Origin of the sequence: Streptomyces sp. NPDC057682, from assembly GCF_042799575.1 — a bacterium.
Taxonomy (GTDB): domain Bacteria; phylum Actinomycetota; class Actinomycetes; order Streptomycetales; family Streptomycetaceae; genus Streptomyces.
On the sequence record NZ_JBHVIN010000007.1, the window covers coordinates 178,026 to 202,900 of the forward strand.

The following is a 24,875-nucleotide window of genomic DNA, read 5'->3' on the forward strand; positions in this document are numbered from 1 at the left end:
CACCTCGCGGCCGATGCTGCTGGCCGGCGGGGCGGTGCTGCTGCTGGCCCTGGTCCTGGTGGTGGTGATGGTGGCGCGCCCGGCGTCCTCGTCCGCGCCGAAGGCCGCCGCCTCGTCCTCCGCCGCGCCCGCCGAGTCCTCGGCGGACGTCGGCTTCGCCCGTGACATGTCGGTCCACCACCAGCAGGCCGTCGAGATGTCCTTCATCGTCCGGGACCGCACCTCCGACGAGGCGGTGCGCCGACTGGCGTACGACATCATCAACACCCAGGCCAACCAGCGCGGCATGATGCTGGGCTGGCTGGAGACCTGGGACCGGGCGAAGAGCTCGCCCGGTCCGCCCATGGAGTGGATGGGGCACACCTTCACGCCGCGCGGCGACGGCGCGCTGATGCCCGGCATGGCGACCCGCACCGAACTCGACGCGCTGCGCGCGGCGAAGGGCCGGACGGCCGAGGTGATGTACCTGAAGCTGATGACCGCGCACCACAGGGCCGGGGCGGAGATGGCCCGCGCCGCCGCCTCCTCGGCCCGGACCGAGGAGATCCGCAATCTCGCCTCGGGCATGGTGCTCGGCCAGCAGTCGGAGATCGCGCTCATGGCGGACATGCTCAAGGAGCGCGGGGCCGGCGCCTGAGCGCCGCCCCGGTCCCGGTCCCTGCCGTACGCGGCCGGGACCGGGACATCCCGCCCGTACTGGCGTACGGCATCGCATAGGCTCGGGACCGATATGAAGAGCAACCTCACACCGCTGGGGCCCAAGGCCGACAAGGACACCGTCCGGCGCAGCAATCTCAGCCTCGTGCTGCGGGCCGTCCGGGACGAGGGCGAGGGCGAGGCCACCCGGGCCGGGGTGGCCGCGCGGGTGGGGCTGACCCGGGCCGCCGTGTCCTCGCTGGTCGAGCAGCTGATCGACAGCGGGTTCCTCACCGAATCGGGCAAGACCTTCAGCGGCCAGGCGGGCCGTCCGGGGACCGCGCTGAAGACGGCCCGCACCGGGCCGTCCGGGCTCGGGGTCGAGATCAACATCGACTACGTCTCGGTGTGCGTCGTCGATCTGGCCGGAACCGGCCGGGTCCGGCTCACCGAGCACCTCGACAACCGGGGCGCCCCGCCCGGCGAGGTGCTGGCACGCGCCGCGCGGATCGCCGCGCGCACCCTGGAGTCGGCGCGCGAGCAGGAGCTGCACCCGGTCGGGGTGGCCCTGGCCCTGCCGGGACTGGTCTCGGACGGCGCGGTGCGCCAGGCCCCGAACCTGGGGTGGAACCAGGTGCCGGCCGAGGAGCTGTTCGCCGCCGCGCTGGCCGCCGAGCGCCCGGGGCACGCGCCGCTGACGGTCAGCTCGGAGAACGAGGCCAACCTCGCGGCCCTGGCCGAGCTGTGGTTCGGCGGGCTGGGGCGGGTGCGGTCCTTCCTCTATCTGACCGGTGAGATCGGCGTCGGCGGCGCCCTCGTGATCAACGGCGAACTGCTGCGCGGCGCGCACGGCTTCGCCGGGGAGATCGGCCATGTGGTGGTCGACACGGCCGGTCCGCAGTGCCGGTGCGGATCGCGCGGCTGTCTGGAGCAGTACGCGGGTCAGGCGGCGCTCCTGCGGGCGGCCGGGATCCCGGAGAGCGGCACCGGGGCGGGCGTCGTCGAACTGGAGCGGCGCACCCGGGCCGGGGACGCGCGCGCGGTGGACGCCGTCGCCGGGGCGGGCCGGATGCTCGGGCGGGTGCTGTCGGGGGCCGTCAATCTGCTGGACCCGGACGCGGTGGTGCTCGGCGGGATCTACCGGAGCCTGATGCCGTGGCTGGCCCCGCCGGCCGACGAGGAGTTGACCGGCCGGGTGGTGTCCGGGCTATGGACGCCGGGAAGCGGCCGGCTGCGCGCCTCGTCCGTGGCGGGCGACGCGGCCCGGGGCGCGGCGGCCCTGGTGATGACGGATGTGCTGGCCGACCCCGCGGCGTACGCGGGCCGGACCCCGGTCTGAGACCGGGAGCACAGGGACGGGAGCACAAGGAGAGGGGGACGCGGCTCGGGCCGCGTCCCCCTCTCCCGTTGCTCCGTCGCGCTGTCAGCGGACGCCGAGCAGGTGGTCCATCGCCAGCTGGTCCAGGGCCTCGAAGGCCATGCCGCGCTCGGCGGCGGCCGTCACGTCGAACTCCTCGTAGGCCGAGCGGTCGGCGAGCAGCCCGGCGACGCCGTCGGCGGCGGTGGGCTGCGCCAGCTCGTCCAGCCTGGAGGCGCGCAGCGCCTCCTGCACGGCCGGGTCGGCGCGGAAGGCGGCGGCGCGCTCCTTGAGGATCAGGTAGTTGCGCATGCAGCCGGCGGCGGAGGCCCAGACGCCGTCGTAGCCCTCGGTGCGCGGGGGCTTGAAGTCGAAGTGGCGCGGCCCCTCGTAGCCGGCCGATTCCAACAGGTCGACGAGCCAGAAGGCCTGGCGCAGATCGCCGGCGCCGAAGCGGAGGTCCTGGTCGTACTTGATGCCGGACTGGCCGTTGAGGTCGATGTGGAAGAGCTTGCCGGCCCAGATGGCCTGGGCGATGCCGTGCGGGAAGTTGAGTCCGGCCATCTGCTCGTGGCCGGTCTCCGGGTTCACGCCCACGATCTCGGGGCGCTCCAGGCGCTCGATGAAGGCGAGGGCGTGGCCGATGGTGGGGAGCAGGATGTCGCCGCGCGGCTCGTTGGGCTTGGGCTCGATGGCGAAGCGCAGGTCGTAGCCCTGCTCGGTGACGTAGTCGCCCAGCAGGTCGAAGGCCTCCTTCATCCGGTCGAGCGCGGTCCGGACGTCCTTGGCCGCGCCGGACTCGGCGCCCTCGCGCCCGCCCCAGGCGACGTAGGTGGTGGCGCCGAGTTCGACGGCGAGGTCGATGTTGCGCAGCGTCTTGCGCAGGGCGTAGCGGCGGACGTCCCGGTCGTTGGCGGTGAAGGCGCCGTCCTTGAACACGGGGTGGGTGAAGAGGTTGGTCGTCGCCATGGGGACGACGAGTCCGGCGGCGTCGAGGGCCTGGCGGAAGCGCTTGACGATCCCTTCGCGCTCGGTGTCCGTGGAGCCGAAGGGGATGAGGTCGTCGTCGTGGAACGTCACACCGTACGCCCCCAGCTCGGCGAGCCGCTGGACGGATTCGACCGGGTCGAGGGCCGGCCGGGTGGCGTCGCCGAACGGGTCGCGCCCCTGCCAGCCCACGGTCCACAGACCGAAGGAGAACTTGTCCTGGGGGGTGGGCGTGAAGCGTTCCGTCATGGTCAGCCGCCTTCGGTGCCAGGGGTCCGCAGCCGGTCGAGCGGCCGAACCTCTATTTGTTCACTGTCATGACTAATCATGCACGGACCCCCGGGCCGACGTAACCCCCCTGCATCGACAATCCGCAGACCCTCGCACCGAAGCCTGTTCGAACGCGCCGGAAATCCGGAACACCCCCTGGTCCGATCGGATGCGATCACGTAATTTGTTTTGTGTACGATCAAATACCCGTGGCGCGGGGCACGCGGCCCGGGACCCCGAACCCCGAGAATGAGGTCAGCCATGCCGCCGCACGAGGTCGTCATCGGTGTGGACAGCTCCACGCAGTCCACGAAGGCCGCGTTCGTCGACCGCGCCACCGGACGGCTGCTCGCCGTCGGCCGGGCCGCGCACGTCGTGACCGGCGAGGGCGGGGCGCGGGAGAGCGATCCCGAGGTGTGGTGGCGGGCCCTGTGCGAGGCGGTCGCCGCCGGGCTGAAGGAGTCGGGCGCCGAGGCCCGTCACGTCGTCGGGATCGCCGTCGCCGGGCAGCAGCACGGTCTGGTGGTCCTCGGTGCCGACGGGGCCCCGCTGCGCCCCGCCCTCCTCTGGAACGACACCCGCTCCGCCCCGCAGGCCGCCGCGCTCACCGAGGCGCTGGGCGGCGCCGAAGCATGGACCGCCCGTACGGGCTCGGTGCCGGTCGCCTCGATGACGGCGTCCAAGTGGCAGTGGCTGCGCGAGAACGAACCGGAGACCGCGGCCGCCACCGCCGCCGTCCGCCTCCCCCACGACTTCCTCACCGAACGGCTCTGCGGCCGCGCGGTCACCGACCCCGGCGACGCCTCGGGCACCTGCTGGTACTCCACGGCCACCGGCGCCTACGACCCCGAACTGCTCGCCCTGCTCGGCCTCGACGCCACGCTGCTGCCCGAGGTGGCCCCGAGCGGCGCGGCCCGCGCCGGCGGGCTCACCGAGGAGGCCGCCGCCGCACTGGGCCTGCCCGCGGGCATCGCGGTCGCCGCGGGCACCGGGGACAACATGGGCGCGGCGGTCGGCCTCGGGCTCGGGGGTGCCGGGCTCCTGGACCACCCGGTGCTCAGCCTCGGCACCTCGGGCACCGTCTTCAGCGCCTCCCGGACCCGGCCCGCCTCCCCCGCGCTGGCCGGGTTCGCCGGCGCGGACGGCACCTATCTGCCGCTGGCCTGCACGCTCAACTGCACGCTCGCCGTCGACAAGGTGGCCGCGCTGCTGGGCCTGGACCGCGCGGACGCCGAGCCCGGTGGGGAAACCGTCCTGCTGCCCTACCTGGACGGCGAGCGGACCCCCGATCTGCCCGCCGCCGCCGGGCTCCTGACCGGTCTCCGGCACGACACCACCGCCCGGCAGCTCCTCGGCGCGGCCTACGAGGGCGCCGTCGTCACCGTGCTCCGCGCGCTCGACGCGCTGCTGCGGGCCTGCGGGCTGGACCCGGAGGACCCCGAGGTCGCGGCCCGTCCGCTGCGCCTGATCGGCGGCGGCGCCCAGGGGCACGTCTGGGTGGAGACCGTACGGCGGCTCTCCGGCCGCCCGGTGATCCTGCCCGCCGCCGGCGAACTCGTCGCCCTCGGCGCCGCCGCCCTCGCCGCGTCGGCGGCCACGGGCGAGGACCCGGTCGCCCTCGCCTCCGGCTGGGAGACCGGCGAGGAGAGGCAGCTGCCCGCGGTGGAGCGGGACCTCGCCACCTGGGAGCGGGTCGGCTCGGTCCTGGAGCGGGCGGCGGGCCCGCTGCTGGGAGGAGCGGCGCGGTAAACCCTCGTTGCGGCACCCCGCACCGGCCTGGCGGCGGACCCACCGTTGCGGCACCCCGCCCCGCGCCGGCCCGGCCGCCCGTGAGACATTCCCCTGCGGATGGCTGTGCCACGACAGCCGGGGGAAAGGTCGGCCATGGCCACCACGAGTCAGAGAAGTACGGCCCTGTGGACGTCGACCGCGGTGCTGTTGTCCGCCGCGGCGGTGGCCGGGGCGTCGTTGCGCCTCGACGAGCTGTCGGACGAGGCACCGAACGTGATCGGCAATCTCGGGCTGGGGCTGATCCTGCTCCCCTTCCTGGCCCTGTTCGTCGGCGTCGTGTGCCTCGTGCTCTCGGCCGCCCTGGTCATGCCGACCGTCCCACTGGCGAGGCGGCTGGGGCGTTCCGCGACCGGGCGGGCCGACGTCTGGTGGTGGGTTCCCGCAACGGCCGTCGTGGAGGCGGGACTTGTGGCGGGAGCGGCCGCCGCGCTCGGCGCGGGCCCCGGGGCGTCCCTCTGGTGCTGGGCGACGGTGACCGTCGCGCTCTCCGCGGCGGTCCTGACGGCCCGGCTCGCCCTGCGGGACACCTGGCGGGGGCGCGGGGTGAGCCTGTTCCTCCGGACCGCGTGCGGCGGGGCCGCCGCGGTCGCCCTGACGGCGGCCGCCTGGGCCACGGCGTACGGGACGGGCCTGGCCACCGTCTACGAGCCTCCGCGGATGTCCCCGGCCACGCTGGCCGGGAGCTGGTCCGACGGTCACGGCGGAACGCTCACCCTCGCGGACGGCGGCCTCGCCACGGCGTCCGGCCTCGACGAGCACGACGGTTTCGGAGCTCCGGCGGGCGACTGCGACGGGACCGGCACCTGGGAGTTCGACCCGGGTGACGGCCCGAGCGCCCAGCAGACGACGCTCACCCTCTCCGGCTGCGACGACGTGGCCACCTGGTGGTACGTCCTGGGCACCGAGGAGCGCCCCAAGCTCTACGCGTACCGGGGCGACCCGGACTCCTGGGACCTCTACATCCTGCGCAAGCAGGACTGACCTGCCGTCATGACCCGTCGTGCGCCGGGCCCGGCGGTCCACCAGCCGTTTTGGTCAGCGAACAGATGTTCACTACTATCCGGGCGATGATCATAAGAAGAAGGCTGACGGTCGGGGTGGGCATTCTGCTCGCCACCCTGACCGCCGGGCTCGGCACGGCTCTCCCCGCGTCGGCCAACGACACCCTGCCGCCGCCGGCTCCCAAGGTCGAGCTGGTCCTCGACGTCAGTGGCTCGATGCGCACCCGCGACATCGACGGCCAGTCCCGGATGACCGCCGCCAAGCAGGCGTTCAACGAGGTGCTGGACGCGGTGCCCGAGAGCGTGGAGCTGGGGATCCGCACGCTCGGCGCCGACTACCCGGGCGAGGACCGCAAGGTCGGCTGCAAGGACACCAAGCAGCTCTACCCGGTCGGCCCGCTGGACCGCACCGAGGCCAAGACGGCGGTCGCCACCCTGGCGCCCACCGGATGGACCCCGATCGGACCGGCGCTGCTGGGCGCGGCCGACGACCTCAAGGGCGGTGAGTCCACCCGCCGCATCGTCCTGATCAGTGACGGCGAGGACACCTGTGGCCCGCTCGACCCGTGCGAGGTCGCCCGCGACATCGCGGCGCGCGGCATCCACCTGGTGATCGACACCCTCGGTCTGGTGCCCAACGCGAAGATCCGCCAGCAGCTCACCTGCATCGCCGAGGCGACCGGCGGCACCTACACGGCCGTCCAGCACACCGACGAACTCTCCGGCCGTGTGAAGCAGTTGGTGGACCGGGCCGCCGAGCCCGTGGTCACCCCGGTCGCCACCGAGGGCGCGGGCAGCTGCACCGACGCCCCGCAGCTGAAGCCGGGCCTCTACACCGACCGCGCGAAGTTCTCCGAGCACCGCTGGTACCGCGTCGACGTGCTGCCGGGCCAGGAACTGCGGGCCTCGGCCAGTGTGTTCGCCGACCGCGCGGTCAACAACGACTACGGCATGCTGCTGCGGGCGGTGACCGTGCACGGCCGCGAGATCGTACGGGGCTCCGAGTCCGGCACCGGACGGACCGACGCCATCTCCTCCGGGCTGCGCTACCCGAAGCCCGAGGTGGACGACAACGACAAGCCGGCCGCCGAGACGGTCTGCCTCCAGGTCTCCCACTCCTACTCCGCCGCCGCCTCGGTGAAGACCACCCCCGGTCTGCCGGTCGAGCTGACCATCGACCTGGTGGACGCCCCCGACCAGGGTTCGGACGCCGCCGCGTTCGGGCTCGGACACGGCTGGTGGCTGCTGGGCCTGCTCACCCTCACCGGTCTGATCGCCGGTCTGCTGACGGGCTGGATCTCACGCTGGCGCGTCGCCGTCTGGAGGACCAACTGATGTTCCGTACGAGACGCGTGCTCGCGGGCGCGCTGCTGACCGGCCTGGCTCTGCTCACCGGGGCGGGCGCCGCGGTCGCGGACGATCCGTCGCCGAGCCCCGGCGCCTCCGGCGACGGCTCCGGCCCCACCGAGGCCGGCACCGCCTTCCGTACCGCCACGGCGGTCGAGCAGGGCCAGACCGCCACCGCCGGTGCCTCCACGGGCGACTACCTGTACTGGGTCTTCCCCGCCGACGCGGGTCAGCGGCCCACGGTCCGGGCGAAGGTCACGCTTCCCGAGGCCGCCACCCGGCACGGTGCCTCGACCTGGCAGATCGACGTGTACGACGGACTGCGCCGCCGCCAGGCCTGCATGTACGGCAAGCAGACCGGCAAGGCCGCCGCCGACGCCGCGTCGGTCGAACTGACCTGTGTGCTGCGGGTGGTGCGGGCCTGGTCCGAGCCGTGGGCGAACGACCCGCTGCCCGGCAGCTACTACGCGCGGCTGACGGTCGTCGACCTGCCGTCGGCCGACCTCGGACTCCCCGTGCGTACGGAGTTCGAGGTCACCTCCGCCGACAGGAGCGGCGCCACCGACGTGGACGGCCATCTCTCCCAGCCGCTCGTCCCCGGCATCTCCACGACCGGCACGGCGGCCTCCGTCGCCTCCCCCGCCCCGGTCGCCGTCCGCGCCGAGCCCGAGGACGGCTGGGCCGGCGGCTGGTGGACGAGCCGCTGGCTGTGGACGGCCGGCGGCGGTGTCCTGGCCTCTCTCGCGGCCGTCTTCGGCTACTCCGTGACGCGCGGCCGGGGCCGCCCGTCACACGTTCCGCCTGGCGTCTGACGCCGGAGCGGGCGGAAAGGGGCGGGAGCTGTCGGCCGACAGTTCCCGCCCCTTTCCGTCGCCGGTGTCGGCGGCGGGCGGAGCCTCGGCGAGCAGCACGCTCAACTGACGTCCCAGCTCCCGGAATCCGAGGGCTCGGGCCACCCGTCGCGACGCCTCCGGGCGCGCCCGCCACTGGGGCAGGCGTCCGGCCGCGAGGGCGTGCGCGGTCGCGGCGGAGGCCACCTGGCGGGCCAGTCCCCGGCCCCGGGCGCGTGGTGCGGTCAGCACGCACAGGTGGGCCGTGTCCGCCGGCCAGTCCTGGTAGCCCGCCGCCGCGAGCAGCGCTCCCCCGTCGTCGCGTACGACGAAGGCGGGCGAGGTGAGCTCGTCGAGACCGCACTCGTCGGCGTCCGACTCGCTCACCGCGCCGAGGAGGCCCAACAGTTCGGCGTGGCCGGCGGGCAGGGTGGTGACGGTTCCGTCCGGGGCGGGGTGCGGCCGGAAGTCCCCGGGCTCCGGATACGCCAGGGTGGCCGGTCCCAGCACCTCGGCGACCGGCAGCAGGGCGGCGATCCGGGCGGGGTCGGTGAGCGCGGCGGGCGGGAGGCCGTCGAGCGCGCGGCGCACGGCGCAGGCGGAGGCGTCCGTGGGTGCCGTGATCAGGGCGGTGTCCCCCAGGCGGACCGTGCCGACCCAGGAGGGCGGGGCGAGCGCCGAGCCGGGAGCGGTGACCACGACCGGGCCGCCGGAGAGGGAGAAGGCTCCGGGCACCCCCGCCAGGCACTCCCACAGCCGGCGGTCCCGCGTCATCAACGGATCGTGGTCCATGCCCCGGATCCTCCCCGGCCCCGGGACCGCCGGGGAAGCGGGTTTTCCCTCAGGCCGACGGCCAGTTCCGCAGCAGGGCGTCCAGCGCGTCCACGGACCGTTCCCAGGACTCCTGGGAGTCGGGGACGCTGTGGCTGAAGCCGCCGCGCAGTTCCAGGGTGACGAAGCCGTGGAAGACGCTGCCGAGGAGCCGGACCGCGTGGGTCTCGTCGGGTTCGGCCAGGTCGTAGCCGCGCAGGATGGCCCGGGTCATCCGGGAGTGCCGGGCTCCGGCGCTCGCGGCGGCCGCCTCCGGGTCGAGGGGGAACTGGGCGGCGGCGTAGCGGCCGGGGTGCTCGCGGGCATAGTCACGGTAGACGTGCGCGAAGGCGGCGAGGGCGTCCTTGCCCGCGCGTCCGGCGAGGGCGGCGGTGCCCCGGTCGGCCATCTCCTCCAGGGCCAGCAGGGCGATGCGCGTCCTGAGGTCGTGGGAGCTCTTGACGTGCGAGTAGAGGCTCGCGACCTTGACATCGAAGCGGCGGGCCAGGGCGGAGACGGTCACGGCGTCGAAACCGGCCTCGTCGGCCAGTTCCGCGCCGGCCCGTGCCAGCCGGTCCGGGGTCAGTCCCGCGCGCACCATCGCCTCCTCCTCGCCGCCGTCGCCTCGCTCCTCCCTCATCATGCGCGTGCCTAAGGGGTCTAGGCAAACGGGTGCGCCCTTCAGGCGGCACGGACCGTCGGGGGTCCCGGTGGCCGGATGCGTCCGGAGCGGGGCGGCAGGTGTGTCATGTCCGGGCTAGGCTCGGCAACTCACGTACGTCACAAGGCCGGTGACACGCGATCGCCCCGGCCGGACCGTCAGAGCGGAGACCTTCCATGTCCACGGAGACCGGGCCGGCCGTCGACGCCGCGCCGCGCGGCCACCGCATCGTCCCCGGCCCCCGGGGGGTGCCCTTCCTCGGGAACATGCCGCAGTTCGGCAGGAACCCCCTCGCCTTCTTCGAGCGGCTGCGCTCCCACGGGGACCTGGTCCGGTGGCGCTTCGGCCCGAACGACTGCCTGTTCGTCGCCGATCCGGAGTGCATCGGCGAGCTGCTGACCGAGACGGAGCGCACCTTCGACCAGCCGGCGCTCGGCATCGCGTTCCGTACGGTGATGGGCAACGGCGTCGTGGTGGCACGCGGCACCGACTGGCGGCGCAAGCGCTCGCTCGTCCAGCCCTCGGTCCGCCCCAAGCAGGTGAAGTCGTACGCGGCGACCATGGCGGACAGCGCGGTGGAGCTGGCGGACACCTGGGCCGACGGCCAACGCGTGGACGTCAAGCGGGAGATGGCGGCGCTCACCCAGAAGATCGCGGTCCGGACGATCTTCGGCGTGGACACCCCGGCCGACGCCGAGGCGATGGGCCGGGCCATGGACGTGGCCCAGGCCGAGATCGGCAAGGAGTTCGCGGGAATCGGGGCCCTGCTGCCGGACTGGGTGCCCACGCCGGGGCGGGCCAGGATCAGGAAGGCCGCCGCCGTCATCGACGCCGAGGTCGGCCGGGTCGTCGCCCGTCACCGCGACGGCACCGACGAGCGTCCGGACCTGCTCAGCCGGCTGCTCACCGCCGTGGACGAGACGGGCGCCCGCCTCAGCGACCGGGAGATACGCGACGAGACCGTCACGCTGTACATCGGCGGCCACGAGACGACCAGCTCGACGCTGGTGTGGGCGTGGTACCTGCTGTCCCGCACCCCGGGAGCGCGCGCCGCGCTCACCGAGGAGCTGGACCGGGTCCTCGGCGACCGCGACCCCGGATTCGACGACTACGCGCGACTCACCTACACCCAGGCCGTGGTCAAGGAGACGCTGCGGCTGTACCCGACGATCTGGCTGGTCACCGGGGTGGCCAAGGAGGGCGCCCGGATCGGCGGGCTGCCGGTGGCGGAGGGGACCAGGGTGTGGAGCAGCCAGTGGGCGACGCACCGGGACGCGCGGTGGTTCCCGGAGCCGGAGGCGTTCCGGCCGGAGCGGTGGGACGCGGAGGCGGGCGAGGAGATCGCGGAGTACGCCTGGTTCCCCTTCGGCGGCGGTCCCCGGGTCTGCCTGGGCACCCGCTTCGCGATGGTGGAGGCGGTGCTGATCCTCGCGGTGCTGGCCCGCCGCTTCGACCTGGACGTCGACCCGGGCACGGTGAACCCGGTCCCGACCCTGACCCTCCAGCCGGACCGCGACATGCTGGCCACGGTCCGGGCGCGCCGCTAGGGCGTGGGGGGCACTGGAGCCCGGACCGGGTCAGCCTGCCAGTCGGGCGAGGGCCAGCGCGTGAGCGCGGTCGAGGGAATCAGCAGCGGCGCACGGGACGTCCGGCTGCACACCGGTGCCCTCCCAGTTCGCGCCGGAGACGGGGTTGACGGCGCGGCCGACGGGAACGGTGGCTTCCAGGTGGGGGTGCACGGTCCAGCCCTGGCACGGGTGCGCGCCGCCGCGGGTGGCCTCGCCGACGACTTCGGCGCGGCCGAGCTGCTGGAGGTCGTAGGCCAGCTCTTCGGCGGCAGAGAAGGTCCTGTCGCTGGACAGCACGTACAACGGCTTGCTGCCGCCGAAGCGCGCGCCGGAGACGTGCGGCAGGCTCCAGGACTGCTCGCTGCGCTCACCGCTGCGCCAGTGCATGGTGTTGAGGTGGGTGCGCTGGTCCAGCAGGTAGCTGCAGACGAAGGCGACCGTGTCCGGGTCGCCGCCCCGGTTGTCGCGGAGGTCCACAATGAGCGCCTGGGCGCGGGAGGCCAGAGTGAGGGCGGCACTCAGCGGTTCGGCGGCCCACTCCAGCGGAAACAGCATCGGCGCCAGCTCCACCACGGCGACCCCTCCGTCGAGCAGTTGCACCCGGGGCGCACCGCCCAGCGAGGCGTCGAAGTCCCGGCGCATGGCGTCCAGGGTGGCCGCCCCCTGCTTCGGGGACACCGGGTCGGCGTGGTGCTTCAGTCTCAGGTGCCGGTCGCCGTTGACGGACTGCAGGTCCGCGGTGACCAGCCGGGCGAGCTCCTCGGCGTCGTCGACGTCGTAGGCGCCCTCGGTGAGCCGTCGTCGCAGCAGGTCCGCGAGCTGCTCGGCTATCTCGGGGAAGACGTAGTGCTCGGTGAGGAGCCGGACGGTCTCGTCGATGACAGGGGCGGGCGGAAGCTTCGTCGCAGTCGTCATGGCAGGGAGTAGAGCACCGCCCTCGCCGAAGCGTCAAAGACTTCAGGCACGTTCCCGCACGGTCCGCCATCGTGACGTGCTCCGCGATGCCGGGCCGGGCCGGGCCCGGCCCGGCCGGGTCGCGGATCACCACGGATACGTAACGAACATGTCCGATCTGTCGTCATTAATCCGGCATACCCTTCAGACTGTTCCTGTCGGCCCTCACCGGCCACCGGGGCCGTCAGGCCGCGCTCGCAGGCTGTCGATCCAAGGGGAGCAGCATCATGCGTCCGAGTTCCGCCCTCACCGCCGCGCTGACCACCGCGGCCGCCCTGGCCCTGACGGCCACCGGTGCCGTGGGCACCGCCACCGCCGGGACGTCCGCCGCTCCCGCGCCCTGCCGGGAGAAGGTCCTGCGGATCACCGCGTCGCCCGGCGCGGAGTCCGGCACGGCCCGGATCGCCGTCGCCAACCAGGGAGCGCGGAGCTGCGCGGTGGACCGGATCCCGACCGTCACGTTCACGGGCCTGGACGGTTCGGCCGAGCCCGTGCCGCCCGCGACGAGCGGGCCGTACGTCCTCTCACCGGGCGAGCGCGGGTACGCCGCCGTGCGGACGGCGGAGCGCGGCTCCGACCAGGGGCACGTGGTCGGCAGCATCTCCGTGGCGGCTGATCCGGGGCACTACGGGGTCACCTTCTCCGCCGCGTCGGTCGGCATGGACGCGGGCATCCGGGTCTGGTCGCCGGTGACCACGCTCTGGCACTCCACGCGGGACGCGGCGGACGCGGCCCTGGCGGCGGCCACCCGCTGAGCCGGGGCCCGTACACGCACTGCGGGGCGGGGAGCCGTACGCTGCCCGCCCCGCACCGTGTCCACCGGGTCAGACGCCGCCGAGCACCACCGTGCCCGTGCCCTCCGCCTCGGCACCCGTCGTCTCGGCGACCACGCGGTACGGGCGGTCGGTGCCCTCGGCGGTGACGGCCAGGGTCTCCCCGTTGCGCTCCACCCGGAAGACGGCGGCCTCCTCACCGGTCGGGTCCGGCACGGTGACGGACACCGTCTCCCCGTCGGGCGCCCCGCCGAAGACCCGCAGGGTGAGCCCGTCCAGCCAGTCGCCGTCGGGGCGCTGGTCGTCGGCGCCCCAGGGCAGGACCGCGCCGGGACGGACCAGGAGCGGCAGGCTGTCGAAGCCGTGCGTCTCGTGGCGCCAGACCGGTCCGGTGACCGTCTCGCCGGTCAGCAGGACGGTCCAGGTGCCCTCGGGGACGTAGTACTCGACCTGTCCGTCCTCCGTGAAGACGGGGGCGACCAGCAGATCCGGGCCCAGCATGTACTGGCGGTCCAGCATCCGGGTGGTCGGATCGCCCGGGAACTCCAGCAGCATCGGGCGCATCACCGGGACACCGGTGCGGTGGGCGGTGACGGCCGCCTGGTACAGGTACGGCATCAGGCGGTGCTTGAGGAGCGTGAACGTGCGGGCGACGTCCACCGCCTCCTCGCCGAAGGCCCACGGCACGCGGTAGGAGACGTTGCCGTGCAGCCGGCTGTGCGAGGACATCAGGCCGAAGGCCAGCCAGCGTTTGAAGACGGCGGGGTCGGGGGTGCCCTCGAAACCGCCGATGTCATGGCTCCAGAAGCCGAAGCCGGAGAGCGACAGGGAGAGCCCGCCGCGCAGCGACTCGGCCATGGCGGTGAAGGAGGCGAAGCAGTCGCCGCCCCAGTGGACGGGGAACTGCTGGCCGCCGGCCGTCGCCGAGCGGGCGAAGAGGACGGCCTCGCCGTGACCGCGCTCCTTCTCCAGGAGTTCGAAGACGGTGCGGTTGTAGATCTGGGCGTAGTAGTTGTGCATGCGCTCCGGGTCGGAGCCGTCGTGCCAGACGACGTCGGTGGGGACGCGCTCGCCGAAGTCCGTCTTGAAGCAGTCCACGCCCTGGTCGAGCAGGGCCCGGAGCTTGCCGGTGTACCAGGCGCGCGCCGCCGGGTTGGTGAAGTCGACCAGCGCCATGCCGGGCTGCCAGAGGTCCCACTGCCAGACGTCGCCGTTGGGGCGGCGCACCAGATAGCCGTGCTCGGCGCCCTCCGCGAACAGGGCGGACTTCTGGGCGATGTACGGGTTGATCCACATGCTGATGCGCAGCCCGCGTTCCTTGAGCCGGGCCAGCATGCCCTCCGGGTCCGGGAAGACGTCCGGGTCCCAGAGGAAGTCCGACCACTGGTACTCGCGCATCCAGAAGCAGTCGAAGTGGAAGACGGAGAGCGGGATCTCGCGCTCGGCCATGCCGTCGACGAAGGAGGTGACGGTCTCCTCGTCGTAGGAGGTGCAGAAGGAGGTGGTGAGCCACAGCCCGAAGGACCAGGCCGGCGGGAGGGCCGGGCGGCCGGTGAGGGCGGTGTAGCGGGCCAGGACCTCCTTGGGTGTCGGCCCTGCGACGATGTAGTACTCCAGCGACTGGTCCTCGACGCTGAACTGCACCTGGCCCACGGACTCCGAGCCGATCTCGAAGGAGACCTTGCCGGGGTGGTTGACGAAGACGCCGTAGCCGCGCGAGGACAGGTAGAACGGGATGTTCTTGTAGGCCAGTTCGCTGCTGGTGCCGCCGTCGGCCTGCCAGATGTCCACCGTCTGGCCGTTCTTGACGTACGGGGTGAACCGCTCGCCGAGGCCGTAGACGTTCTCGCCGACGTCCAGGGCGAGCTGGGCCACCATGTGGTGGCTGCCGTCGGGGAGGGTCGCGAAAGCGGTGCCCTTGCTGTCGACGCCGGTCAGCCGACGGCCGTCGGCGTCGAGGAAGCTGATGCCCCAGGGGCCGTCGCCGTCCATGCGCAGGGTGAGCGGCCCACTGGTCAGTTCGGTGACCGCGCCGTCCCGCCGGACGCGGGCGCCGGCGGCGGACGGGTCGCGTCCGGGCAGGTCGAAGTCCGGTCCGTGGTGGACGCGCCCGGCGTGGTGGGTGACGCGGACGCCGATGACGCCCTCGGCCGGGGAGAAGCAGTCGACCGTGAGGAGCGGGGTGTTCAGGGTGTCGCCTCGGGCGGCGACGCGCTTCACGGCGGCGTAGGCGGTGAACCGGTCGCCGTCGGCGCGCAGATCGCGGATCTCGGTCGCGTAGGAGGCGCGTACGCCCTCACGCATGAGCCAGAAGCCGTCGGTGAACTTCATGTGCGGACTCCTTGCCGGGGCAGGATGCGGGCGGGGGTGCGGGCGGTACGGCTCACGCGCCGGCCCCGCTGAAGGCGATCCGGGCCAGGCGCACCGTGCCCCGCAGTGTGATGCGCAGATCGGTGGTGCCGGAGACGTCCAGGCGCGCGGTCGCGGCGCGGTAGTCGTACGGGCCGCCGGTGGGCGCGACCGGCACGGTGACGGTGGTGGAGCCGGCGGTGAGCACGACGGCACCCTCGCCGGAGGCGAGCACCTCGGCCGATCCGGCGCCGGCCGCGAAGTCGCAGCGGCGGTAGAGGAGTTCGTTGGCCTCGGCGACGGCGGTGACGGCGTCGCCGGCCCGCTTCGCGCGGTCGACGATCTCGGTGCCGAGCTGCTCGTCGTAGTCGGCGGCCTCCAGTCCCCGGTCCAGGACGGGGCGCGGGCCGGCGGGTTCGCCGTCGATGTCGACGACGGCGATCAGCCGGATGTCCGCGCTGGAGGCGCCGGCCTGGATCTCGTAGGCGCCGGGCTCGACGGTCCAGCGGCCGTGGGCGACGTCCCAGTGCCCGATCTCGGACAGCGCCAGGGTGAGGTCGATCCGCTCGGAGGCGCCGGCCGCCAGGTGCAGCCTGCGGTGTCCGGCGAGCTGGCGCACGGGACGGACGACGGAGGGGTCGACCGCGCGGACGTAGAGCTGCGCGACCTCGTCGGCGTCGGTGGTGCCGGTGTTGGTCACCGTCCACGCGACCCGGAGCAGATCGCCGTCGCGTGCGGCGGTCAGCGCGCTGTGGGTGAAGGAGCTGTACGAGAGGCCGTGGCCGAAGGGGTAGAGCGGGGTGCCCTCGTAGTAGAGGTAGGTCTGCCGGGAGCCGATGATGTCGTAGTCCAGCAGATCGGGCAGTTCCGCGTCGGAGGTGTACCAGGTCTGCGGCAGCCGGCCGGCCGGGGAGACGTCGCCCGACAGGACCCGGGCGAGCGCCGTGCCGGCGGCCTGGCCGCCGTGCGCGGTCCACAGGAGCGCCGGCAGCGTGGCGGCGGCGTCGGTGAGGGCGTACGGATAGGGCGAGGTGACCGCCAGGACGGTGCGCGGGTTGGCGGCGTGGGCGGCGCGCCAGAGGCGTTCCTGCTGGGCGGGGAGGTCCAGGGTCGGGCGGTCCTCGGTCTCGCGGCCGTTGATGTGGGGGTCGTTGCCGACGACCACGACCACGGTGTCCGCGGCGGCGGCCGCGCGGGCGACGGCGTCCTCGCCGCGCTCGACGGTCTCGGTCTCGAAGACCGTCGCGGCGGTCCGGGAATCCTCTTCGCCCGGGGCGGCAACCTTTACGCCGTCGGCGGCGACAGAGACGTACCCACCCGTACCTATGTGCAGAAGGCGGTGACCGCCGTCGTGACCCTCCGCCGCCTCCAGACGGAACGTCTCCTGAACGATCCAGCCGCCGGGCTCGTCCGCCGAGGCGCGCAGATAGCCGTCCTCGGCGACCGAGAGATAGCGGCCTTCGGGCTCCCGGAAGGTCAGGACGCCGTTGCCCCAGTCGATCAGGGCCAGCTCGGACGGGGTGTCGCCGCAGGTGAGCGGGGGCAGGTCGGTGCGTCCGGCGAGCAGGGCCGGGTCGAGCGCGCCCTCGGCACCGCGCGCGGAGTCCGCGGCACCGGCGGCCTCGGGGATCCGCAGCCAGCCGTCCGCGCACTTCAGCCGGACCAGGTCGGCGCCCTCGGCGAAGACGACGCGGTCGGCGCCGAAGCGCTCGCGGATCCCGTCGAGCGGGGTGGAGCGGTGGATCAGGGTGCCGCTGTACCAGTCGAGCTTGCACGCGTCGGCGAGGAGCCCCACCACGGCGACGGTCTTCCCGGCACCGGGGTCGAGCGGCAGGATGCCGTCGTTCTTCAGGAGGACGACGGCCTGTTCGGCGGCCTCCAGGGCGAGGGCCCGGTGCTCCTCGGTGTCGAAGGCGGCGGCGTCCGCGTACGGGTCGCTCTCGGGGTCGAACTCGCCGAGCGAGAAGCGCAGTTCGAGCAGGCGCCGGACGGCGGTGTCGATGTCGTGCCCGTCGAGCAGCCCGCGTTCCAGGGCGCCCTTGATCCGGCCGGTCATGACGGTGGAGTCCTGACCGTGGTCGGTGAAGCTGTCCACGCCGGCCAGCAGGGCGGCGGCCGTCGCCTCCTCGTGGGTGTCGAAGTAGTGCTCGGAGTCGACCAGGTTGGAGGGGGCTCCGGCGTCGGAGCAGACCACCAGGGAGCGGTCGGTCCAGGCACGCAGGTACTCGGCGAGCAGCGGCGAGACGTGGTTGGGGCGGCCGTTGACCAGGTTGTAGGCGGGCATGACCCCGGCCACGGCGCCCGCGCGCACGGCGTCCTCGAAGGCCTTGAGGTCGTACTCGCGCAGCACCCGGGGGCGGACGGAGGACGAGGTGACGTCGCGTCCGGTCTCGTTGTTGTGGGCGAGCCAGTGCTTGAGGACGGGGGCGGTGCGCCAGTAGAGCGGGTGGTCGCCGCGGAGTCCCCGGGTGTACGCGACGGCGATGGCGGAGGTCAGCCGGGCGTCCTCGGAGTACCCCTCCTCGCCGCGCCCCCAGAGCGGGTGGCGGAGCAGATTGACGGTCGGGGCCCAGACGTTGAGGCCGATGCGGTCGTCGTCGGCGCGCTTGGCGCGGACCTCGTTGCCGACCGCTTCGCCGACGCGGCGCACCAGTTCGTCGTTCCAGGTGGCGCCGAGGCCGACGGCCTGCGGGAACACCGTGGCCGGCCCCATCCAGGCCACCCCGTGCAGGGCCTCCTGGCCGGTGCGGAAGGGCGCGAGCCCGAGCCGGTCGACCGCCGGTGCGAACTGGTGCAGCATCGCGATCCGCTCGTCGAGCGTGAGCCGCTGAAGCAGATCGTCGATGCGCTTGGCGAAGGGCAGCTGCGGATCGCGGAAGGGCTGCGGTTGTTCCGTCACGTGCGGATCCCCTTGGAGAGGTGGGTGGTGTTCCGGGTCGGTTGGCTCATGCGCACACCGAGAAGGCGCCGGAAGATCTTTCGAAGCGCTTCGATGCTCAACGGCCAACCCCACAGGTGTCAAGGCCCCGTCACCTCCTCAGGTGCCGCACAGACTCGGATCACCCCAGGAAACGGTTCGGAAACGGGAGCCATGAAGTTGGAAACGGACTCTTGTGCGACCGGAACCCTTCACTTAACCTCGCTGCAACATCGAAGCGCTTCGACGAAGTCTCGATGGGGCGCCTCGCGCCCATGATTTCCGGGGGCGGCAGCAGGATCCGCCGCTTCCCTGTTGAACCGCTTCACCTGGACCCGGTCGGACCGGTCCAGCCAGCAACGCCCCACCTCAGACACAGGAACCGAACGGCGGCCGTCCGCCACGTGTCGTCCTGGTGCGCTTCGAAGGGTTGACGCAATGACGCCGAATTCCATCCCCTCCTCCACGGCCCCGAGCCGGAGAAGCTTCCTCGCCACGGGCGCGGTCGCCGCCGTCGCCGTGGCCGGTGGGGTGCCGCTGCTCGCCGCGTGCGGCGGTTCCGGGTCCGCGAAGAAGGACGGGACGACGACGGGCAAGGAGCTCAAGAAGGTCGTCCCGAACTACGTCCCGCTGAACCTGGTCGAGCCGGACATCGCGAGCGTCAACGGATCGAGCCCCGGCTTCACGAAGCTGCCGGACCCCCTGGCCGTCTCGGTGAAGTCCGTTCCGGGCAAGGGATCGAAGTTCCGCGTCATGACCCCGCTGTGGGGCACCGTCCCGAAGAAGAACAACCCGTACTACACGGCCGTGAACAAGGCCGTCGGCGCCACCCTCGACTTCGACCCGCAGGACGGCAACACGTACCAGGAGAAGATCGGCGCGGTCCTCGCCGGCTCGGACATCCCGGACGCCATGACCATCCCCGGCTGGAACATGCAGGGCCAGATCCGCAACGCCATCGTCGCCAAGTTCGCCGACCTCACCCCGTATCTGGCCGGTGACGCGGTCAAGAAGTACCCGAACCTGGCGAACATCCCGACCGGCGCCTGGCAGTACTCGGTCTTCGGCGGCAAGCTGCGCGGCCTGCCCATGCCCAACCCGATCCTCGGCAACGCCCTCTTCTACCGCAAGGACCTGACCGGCTCCGGCGCCATGCCGGCCAGCGCCGACGACCTGCTGGCCTTCGGCAAGGAGTACACCAACCCGAAGAAGAAGGTCTGGGCCTTCGACGACCTCTGGGTCTGCATCCAGATGATCTTCGGCGTGCTGCCCGACGCCCCGCACTACTGGCAGCTGGAGAACGGCAAGCTGGTCCACAAGATCGAGACCAAGGAGTACCGCGAGGCGCTCGCCTTCGCCCGCAAGCTCCACGACGGCGGCTACGTCCACCCGGACGCCGAGGCCGGCAAGGACGCCGACGCCAAGATCCGCTTCACCAGCGGCCACACCATCATGTACAACGACGGCACCGGTGGCTGGAAGGGCATGGTCACCGAACAGGCCGCGTCCAACCCGAAGTTCGACATGCAGGCGCTCGACTTCTTCCACGACGACGGCGGCAAGCCGGTCCTGTGGCAGTCGGACCCGGCGGGCATCTTCACCTTCCTCAGCAAGAAGCTCCCCAAGGAGAAGATCGAGGAGTTCCTCGCGATCGCCGACTACGCGGCGGCGCCCTTCGGCACCGAGGAGTTCATGCTCACCAACTACGGCGTCAAGGGCACCCACTACACGATCAAGGACGGCGCCCCGACCTACACCCCGCAGGGCGTGGAGGAGGCCCAGCCCTCCACCCTGCTCTTCGTCGCCTCGCCGCCCACCGCGATCGCCTACCCGGACCAGCCGCAGCTGGCCAAGGACTACGCCGGCTGGATGGCCCGCCAGGCCCCGTACGTCAAGAAGCCCCTCTTCTTCGGCATGCAGGTCGTCGAGCCCCAGCGCTACGCCTCCCTCTACACACCGTTCGACGACCTCCAGAAGGACATCCGCCGCGGCCGCAAGAAGGTCAGCGACATCGACGAGGCCGTGAACACCTGGAAGAAGAGCGGCGGCGAGAAGCTGCGCGCCTGGTACCAGGACATTCTCGACAAGAACGGCTCCGGAAACTGACGCGTCCACCGCGCGCCGGCGTACACGCCACAGCAGAACGGCCGCCGGGCATCCGACGCCCGGCGGCCCAGGGCCGAGAGAACGACATGGGGAGCACAGGGTGAAGCCACGGGCCACGGTGACGGCCGACCCGGACCGCACCTCCGACGGGGCGAGCGCCCCGGCCGGCGGCAGCGGCGAGGGTGACGGCGAGGACAACGGCAGGGCGGCCAGGACCAGGGCGTCCGGCGGCGGACGCAGCACAGGGACGAAGAGAGCGCGGAAGGCGGCCAAGGCCGGCCCGCCGCAGCCAGGCGGCATCACCTGGCGCCACCGGCTGCGCAGGGACCGCACGCTCGTCCTGATGACGCTGCCCGCGATCGCGCTGCTGCTGATCTTCAACTACATCCCGCTGCTCGGGAACGTCGTCGCCTTCCAGGACTACGACGTCTACGACCTGGGCATCACCGGCAGCCCGTTCATCGGCTTCGAGAACTTCACCCGGATCTTCGAGGACTACCGGTTCTGGGAAGTCCTGATCAACACGCTGGTCATCTTCCTCACCCAGCTCGTCCTCTTCTTCCCCATCCCGATCGCCATCGCGCTCCTGCTCAACACGATCATGAGTACCCGGGTCCGGGCCTGGGTGCAGGCGATCGTCTACCTCCCGCACTTCTTCTCCTGGGTCCTCGTCGTCACCGTCTTCCAGCAGATGTTCGGCGGCGCCGGGCTGGTCGCGCAGTGGATGCGCGAACACGGCCACGGCGGCTTCGACCTGATGACAAATCCGGGCTTCTTCAAGTTCCTGGTCAGCGCCCAGGCCGTGTGGAAGGACGCCGGCTGGGGCGTGATCGTCTTCCTCGCCGCGCTCGCCGCCGTCAACACCGATCTGTACGAGGCCGCGGCCGTGGACGGGGCCGGCCGCTGGCGCCGCATGTGGCACGTCACCCTGCCGGCGCTCCGGCCGGTGATCGCCCTGCTGCTCGTACTGCGCGTGGGCAGCGCGCTCAACCTGGACTTCGAGCAGATCCTGCTCCAGCGCGACCAGGTCGGACCGGGCGCCTCGGAAATCCTGGACACCTACATCTGGTGGACGGGCATCAAGACCGGTGACTTCGGCTACGCCGCCGCCGCCGGCATCTTCAAGGGACTGTTCAGCGTCGCCATGGTGCTGGGTGCCAACAAGGTCGCCCACATGCTGGGCGAGCAGGGGGTGTACTCCAAGAAATGACAACTCTCCTGGACCTCGGCAAGGACCCGGCCGCCCCGGCTCCGCGCACCGAGACCCCGCTCCAGCGGGCCCTGCGCATCGAACCCCGCCCCGTGTGGGAGGAGGAGCCCACCAAGGCGGGCCTCGCCTTCAAGGGCTTCGGCCTCGTCGCGATCTGCGCGGTCATCATCGTGCCGATCTGGGTGGTGCTCGTCACCAGCCTCTCCGACACCAAGGCGATCAACGACGCCGGCGGTCTGGTCGTCTGGCCCAAGGGCATCACCTTCGTCGCCTACAAGGAACTGCTCAGCGGCGGCGCGGTGACCCGGGCGGCGGCCGTCAGCGTGGGCCTCACCGTCGTCGGCACGGCGGTGAGCATGGTGGTCTCGATCCTGTGCGCCTACGGGCTGAGCCGCCGCGACTCCTACGCGCACCGCCCGCTGCTGATGACGCTGATGGCGACGATGTTCTTCGGCGCCGGCCTCATCCCCACGTATCTGCTGGTCACCGGGATCGGACTGAGCAACAGCTACTGGTCGATGATCCTGCCCAGCGCGATCAGCGTCTTCAACGTGCTGGTCCTGCGCGGGTTCTTCATGGACACCGCACCCGAACTCATCGACGCCGCCCGGATCGACGGCGCCGGCGAGTGGCGCATCCTGCTCCAGATCATCATGCCGCTGTCGCGTGCGGTGATCGCCGTGATCTCGCTGTTCTACGCGGTCGGCTACTGGAGCCAGTGGTTCAACGCGATGCTCTACATCCAGGACAGCGACAAGTACCCGCTCCAGATGATCCTGCGTCAGCTGGTCCTCCAGCACCAGGTCCCGCCGGGCGCCATGGGCGCGGCCGTCAGCAGCGGCCAGATCAACAGCCTCTCCGTGCAGATGGCCGTGATGATCCTCGCCCTGATCCCGGTCGCGGTGCTGTCGCCCTTCGTCCAGAAGCACTTCCAGAAGGGCATGCTCACCGGCGCCGTCAAGGGCTGACCACGCCCCGCACCGCGCACGGTGGCCGCCGGGCCGCTCCCCCGGCCCGGCGCCCCCCTTCTTCCCTCCCCTCTGTCCGGAAGGTGTTTCGCCATGCGCGCTTCGTCCGCGCCCACGCCCAGCCGCAGAACCGTCCTCGGCGCCGCCGCCACCGTCGCCGCGGCCACCGCCCTGCCCCTCGCGGGCACCGCCTCGGCCGCCCCGAAGGGCGGAGCCCGGCCGGCCGCCGCACCGCACCGCTGGCGCACCGCCGCGATCGGCGGGACCGGCTTCGTCACCGGGCTGCTCTTCCACCCGGCGGTGAAGGGGCTCGCCTACGCCCGCACCGACATCGGCGGCGCCTACCGCTGGGACGACCGGCGGGCCCGGTGGACCGCGCTCACCGACCACCTCGGCTGGGACGACTGGAACCTCCTCGGGATCGAGGCCATGGCCGTCGACCCGGCCCACCCCGACCGGCTGTACCTGGCCTGCGGGACCTACGCCCAGGACTGGGCGAGCCCCGGGGCCGTGCTGCGCTCCGAGGACCGGGGCACCACCTGGCAGCGCACCGATCTGACCGTGCGGCTGGGCGCCAACGAGGACGGGCGCGGTGCCGGCGAGCGGCTGCTCGTGGACCCCCGGGACAGCGACACGCTCTGGCTCGGCACCCGGCACGACGGACTGCTGCGCTCCGCCGACCGGGGCCGGACCTGGTCGGCCGCCGCCTTCCCGGCGACCCCCTCGGCGAGCGGGCAGGGCGTGATGTTCCTGGCCGCCGCGGGACGCACCGTGTACGCGGGCTGGGGCGACGGCGGCACCGCGCTGTACCGCACCGACGGCTCCGGCGGCTGGGAGGCCGTGCCCGGACAGCCGTCCGGCGGCGCGTCGGTGAAGGTTCCGGTCAGGGCCGCGTACGACGCGCGGGGCCGCGCGCTGTACGTCACCTACGCGGACGCCCCTGGTCCCAACGGGCAGGCGGACGGTTCGGTGCACCGGCTGGACACGGTCACGGGCGCCTGGAGCGAGGTCACCCCGGTGGCCCCCGACGCGGCGGCCGGCGACGGCTTCGGCTACGGCGGAGTCGCGGTGGACGCGCGCCGGGCGGGCACCCTCGTGGTCACCACCAACAACCGCTGGGCCCAGGTCGACACGGTGTTCCGCTCCACGGACGCGGGCGCCACCTGGACCTCGCTCAAGGACACCGCGGTCCTCGACGTCGCGGAGACCCCGTATCTGCGCTGGGGCGGCGAGGGCGCCAAGTTCGGCTGGTGGATCCAGGCCGTGGCCGTCGACCCGTTCGACTCGCACCACCTGGTCTTCGGCACGGGCGCCACGGTCTACGGAACGCGGGACCTGGTGCACTGGGCACCGGAGATCCGGGGTCTGGAGGAGTCCTCGGTGCGGTTCCTGATCGCCCCGCCGGCCGGGGGCGCCCGGCTGCTGAGCGGGCTCGGCGACATCGGCGTGATGTACCACGAGTCGCTGACCTCGTCCCCCTCGCGGGGCATGGCCTCGGAGCCGGTGTTCGGAACGGCGACCGGGCTCGCGCAGGCCGCGCTGAAGCCCTCGTACGTGGTGCGCACCGGCTGGCCCTCCGGCTCGGACGCCGCCGGGGCGCACTCCCACGACGGCGGGCGCACCTGGCGCCCGTTCGCCGCGCAGCCGGAGATCGCGCCCTCCGCGCCGGGACCGGTCGCGGTCTCGGCCGACGGGGCGACGCTGCTGTGGTCGTTCGTCCACTGGGACGGAACCAAGTACCCCGCCCACCGCTCCACGGACGGCGGGGCCACCTGGGCGGAGGTCGCGAGCTTCCCCAGGGGCGGCACCCCGGTGGCCGACCCGGTCGACCCGAGGCGCTTCTACGTCTACGACACGGACACCGGGGTGCTCTTCCGGTCCACCGACGGCGGTCTGACCTTCAGCCGGGGCGCGGACGGACTGCCGTACGGGGACGTCCAGTTCACGGTGGCCGCGACCCCGGGGCGCAGCGGCGACCTCTGGCTGTCGGCGAAGGACAACGGGCTGCTGCGGTCCACCGACGGCGGGCGGACCTTCGCCCCGGTGCCCGGCTGCACGGCCTCGCACGCGCTGGGCTTCGGCAAGGCCGCCCCGCGCGCCGGACGGGGCCGGCCGGGCCCCGGCTACCCGGCCGTCTTCCAGACCGGGCGGGTCCCGGCGGCGTACGACGGCGTGGCGGTGCTGCGCTCGGACGACGCGGGCGCCACCTGGGTCCGGATCAACGACGACGCCCACCAGTGGGGGTGGACCGGCCAGGTCATCACCGGTGACCCCCGTGTCCACGGCCGTGTCTACCTGGGCACCAACGGCCGCGGCATCCAGTACGCGGAACCCGAGTAA

The 24,875-nt window shown here is 72.8% G+C and carries 18 protein-coding genes; 12 read left to right on the forward strand and 6 right to left on the reverse strand.

The annotated features are described in order from the left end of the window. The first annotated feature begins 13 nt into the window (after positions 1–13). A complete protein-coding gene (locus tag ACFVDM_RS15075; RefSeq protein WP_383639156.1) occupies positions 14–637 on the forward strand; it encodes a DUF305 domain-containing protein in 624 nt (207 codons plus the stop codon). Between the two features lie 93 nt (positions 638–730). Continuing rightward, positions 731–1,975 (forward strand): ROK family protein, encoded by a 1,245-nt coding sequence (locus ACFVDM_RS15080; protein WP_383638515.1) that lies wholly within the window; start codon positions 731–733, stop codon positions 1,973–1,975. Positions 1,976–2,059: 84 nt separating this feature from the next. Here the strand turns inward: ACFVDM_RS15080 and xylA are convergent, their stop codons facing one another. Further along, the gene (xylA, locus tag ACFVDM_RS15085) at positions 2,060–3,229 is read right to left on the reverse strand and encodes a xylose isomerase (RefSeq protein ID WP_383638518.1); all 1,170 of its coding nucleotides are present in this window, start codon (positions 3,227–3,229) and stop codon (positions 2,060–2,062) included. A gap of 282 nt (positions 3,230–3,511) precedes the next feature. Between xylA and xylB the strand changes: the two genes are divergently transcribed. The 4 genes from xylB (at position 3,512) to ACFVDM_RS15105 (ending at position 8,201) form a co-directional block, all read left to right on the forward strand. After that, a complete protein-coding gene (gene xylB, locus ACFVDM_RS15090) occupies positions 3,512–4,999 on the forward strand; it encodes a xylulokinase (protein ID WP_383638521.1) in 1,488 nt (495 codons plus the stop codon). A gap of 135 nt (positions 5,000–5,134) precedes the next feature. Further along, positions 5,135–6,022 (forward strand): hypothetical protein, encoded by an 888-nt coding sequence (locus ACFVDM_RS15095; RefSeq protein ID WP_383638524.1) that lies wholly within the window; start codon positions 5,135–5,137, stop codon positions 6,020–6,022. Positions 6,023–6,108: 86 nt separating this feature from the next. Then, positions 6,109–7,377, forward strand: a complete 1,269-nt coding sequence (locus ACFVDM_RS15100) for a VWA domain-containing protein (protein WP_383638527.1) — start codon at positions 6,109–6,111, stop codon at positions 7,375–7,377. After that, positions 7,377–8,201, forward strand: coding sequence for a hypothetical protein (locus tag ACFVDM_RS15105; protein ID WP_383638530.1), 825 nt, complete (start codon positions 7,377–7,379; stop codon positions 8,199–8,201). Before ACFVDM_RS15100 ends, ACFVDM_RS15105 begins: the two co-directional genes overlap by 1 nt. On the opposite strand, the gene ACFVDM_RS15110 is transcribed toward ACFVDM_RS15105, so the two are convergent. Next, positions 8,178–9,011 carry a GNAT family N-acetyltransferase gene (locus ACFVDM_RS15110; RefSeq protein ID WP_383638533.1) on the reverse strand — a complete coding sequence of 278 codons (834 nt, stop codon included), beginning with the start codon at positions 9,009–9,011 and terminating at the stop codon, positions 8,178–8,180. The two genes, ACFVDM_RS15105 and ACFVDM_RS15110, sit on opposite strands and share 24 nt — an antisense overlap. A 49-nt stretch (positions 9,012–9,060) precedes the next feature. Next, positions 9,061–9,630 (reverse strand): TetR/AcrR family transcriptional regulator, encoded by a 570-nt coding sequence (locus ACFVDM_RS15115; protein WP_383639159.1) that lies wholly within the window; start codon positions 9,628–9,630, stop codon positions 9,061–9,063. 236 nt (positions 9,631–9,866) lie between these two features. Here ACFVDM_RS15115 and ACFVDM_RS15120 point away from each other — a divergent pair, with 236 nt between their 5' ends. Further along, on the forward strand, positions 9,867–11,237 hold the full coding sequence (locus ACFVDM_RS15120; protein WP_383638536.1) for a cytochrome P450: 1,371 nt from the start codon (positions 9,867–9,869) through the stop codon (positions 11,235–11,237). A gap of 30 nt (positions 11,238–11,267) precedes the next feature. Here ACFVDM_RS15120 and ACFVDM_RS15125 read toward each other — a convergent pair whose 3' ends face one another. Further along, a complete protein-coding gene (locus ACFVDM_RS15125) occupies positions 11,268–12,173 on the reverse strand; it encodes a S41 family peptidase (RefSeq protein ID WP_383638539.1) in 906 nt (301 codons plus the stop codon). Between the two features lie 266 nt (positions 12,174–12,439). Here ACFVDM_RS15125 and ACFVDM_RS15130 point away from each other — a divergent pair, with 266 nt between their 5' ends. Next, the gene (locus ACFVDM_RS15130; RefSeq protein WP_383638542.1) at positions 12,440–12,967 is read left to right on the forward strand and encodes a DUF4232 domain-containing protein; all 528 of its coding nucleotides are present in this window, start codon (positions 12,440–12,442) and stop codon (positions 12,965–12,967) included. 69 nt (positions 12,968–13,036) lie between these two features. Here the strand turns inward: ACFVDM_RS15130 and yicI are convergent, their stop codons facing one another. Beyond that, complete coding sequence (yicI, locus tag ACFVDM_RS15135) at positions 13,037–15,316, reverse strand: alpha-xylosidase (protein WP_383638545.1); 2,280 nt, start codon at positions 15,314–15,316, stop codon at positions 13,037–13,039. Between the two features lie 52 nt (positions 15,317–15,368). Continuing rightward, positions 15,369–18,233 (reverse strand): glycoside hydrolase family 3 C-terminal domain-containing protein, encoded by a 2,865-nt coding sequence (locus ACFVDM_RS15140; RefSeq protein ID WP_383638547.1) that lies wholly within the window; start codon positions 18,231–18,233, stop codon positions 15,369–15,371. 456 nt (positions 18,234–18,689) lie between these two features. Here ACFVDM_RS15140 and ACFVDM_RS15145 point away from each other — a divergent pair, with 456 nt between their 5' ends. The 4 genes from ACFVDM_RS15145 (at position 18,690) to ACFVDM_RS15160 (ending at position 24,875) form a co-directional block, all read left to right on the forward strand. After that, positions 18,690–20,357, forward strand: a complete 1,668-nt coding sequence (locus ACFVDM_RS15145) for an extracellular solute-binding protein (RefSeq protein ID WP_383638550.1) — start codon at positions 18,690–18,692, stop codon at positions 20,355–20,357. 100 nt (positions 20,358–20,457) lie between these two features. After that, complete coding sequence (locus ACFVDM_RS15150; protein WP_383638553.1) at positions 20,458–21,567, forward strand: ABC transporter permease; 1,110 nt, start codon at positions 20,458–20,460, stop codon at positions 21,565–21,567. Continuing rightward, positions 21,564–22,535, forward strand: a complete 972-nt coding sequence (locus tag ACFVDM_RS15155; protein ID WP_383638556.1) for a carbohydrate ABC transporter permease — start codon at positions 21,564–21,566, stop codon at positions 22,533–22,535. Before ACFVDM_RS15150 ends, ACFVDM_RS15155 begins: the two co-directional genes overlap by 4 nt. 93 nt (positions 22,536–22,628) lie before the next feature. After that, positions 22,629–24,875, forward strand: coding sequence for a 1,4-beta-glucanase (locus tag ACFVDM_RS15160; protein ID WP_383638559.1), 2,247 nt, complete (start codon positions 22,629–22,631; stop codon positions 24,873–24,875).

Excerpts from the sequence above, each read along its gene's own strand:
- ACFVDM_RS15075 (WP_383639156.1), top strand. The coding sequence starts at position 14 with ATGCTGCTGGCCGGCGGGGCGGTGCTGCTGCTGGCCCTGGTCCTGGTG.
- ACFVDM_RS15115 (WP_383639159.1), bottom strand. The coding sequence starts at position 9,630 with ATGGTGCGCGCGGGACTGACCCCGGACCGGCTGGCACGGGCCGGCGCG.
- ACFVDM_RS15155 (WP_383638556.1), top strand. The coding sequence starts at position 21,564 with ATGACAACTCTCCTGGACCTCGGCAAGGACCCGGCCGCCCCGGCTCCG.
- ACFVDM_RS15160 (WP_383638559.1), top strand. The coding sequence starts at position 22,629 with ATGCGCGCTTCGTCCGCGCCCACGCCCAGCCGCAGAACCGTCCTCGGC.
- xylB (WP_383638521.1), top strand. The coding sequence starts at position 3,512 with ATGCCGCCGCACGAGGTCGTCATCGGTGTGGACAGCTCCACGCAGTCC.
- ACFVDM_RS15100 (WP_383638527.1), top strand. The coding sequence starts at position 6,109 with ATGATCATAAGAAGAAGGCTGACGGTCGGGGTGGGCATTCTGCTCGCC.
- ACFVDM_RS15080 (WP_383638515.1), top strand. The coding sequence starts at position 731 with ATGAAGAGCAACCTCACACCGCTGGGGCCCAAGGCCGACAAGGACACC.
- ACFVDM_RS15145 (WP_383638550.1), top strand. The coding sequence starts at position 18,690 with ATGACGCCGAATTCCATCCCCTCCTCCACGGCCCCGAGCCGGAGAAGC.
- ACFVDM_RS15095 (WP_383638524.1), top strand. The coding sequence starts at position 5,135 with ATGGCCACCACGAGTCAGAGAAGTACGGCCCTGTGGACGTCGACCGCG.
- ACFVDM_RS15125 (WP_383638539.1), bottom strand. The coding sequence starts at position 12,173 with ATGACGACTGCGACGAAGCTTCCGCCCGCCCCTGTCATCGACGAGACC.
- xylA (WP_383638518.1), bottom strand. The coding sequence starts at position 3,229 with ATGACGGAACGCTTCACGCCCACCCCCCAGGACAAGTTCTCCTTCGGT.
- ACFVDM_RS15105 (WP_383638530.1), top strand. The coding sequence starts at position 7,377 with ATGTTCCGTACGAGACGCGTGCTCGCGGGCGCGCTGCTGACCGGCCTG.
- ACFVDM_RS15120 (WP_383638536.1), top strand. The coding sequence starts at position 9,867 with ATGTCCACGGAGACCGGGCCGGCCGTCGACGCCGCGCCGCGCGGCCAC.
- ACFVDM_RS15130 (WP_383638542.1), top strand. The coding sequence starts at position 12,440 with ATGCGTCCGAGTTCCGCCCTCACCGCCGCGCTGACCACCGCGGCCGCC.
- yicI (WP_383638545.1), bottom strand. The coding sequence starts at position 15,316 with ATGAAGTTCACCGACGGCTTCTGGCTCATGCGTGAGGGCGTACGCGCC.
- ACFVDM_RS15110 (WP_383638533.1), bottom strand. The coding sequence starts at position 9,011 with ATGGACCACGATCCGTTGATGACGCGGGACCGCCGGCTGTGGGAGTGC.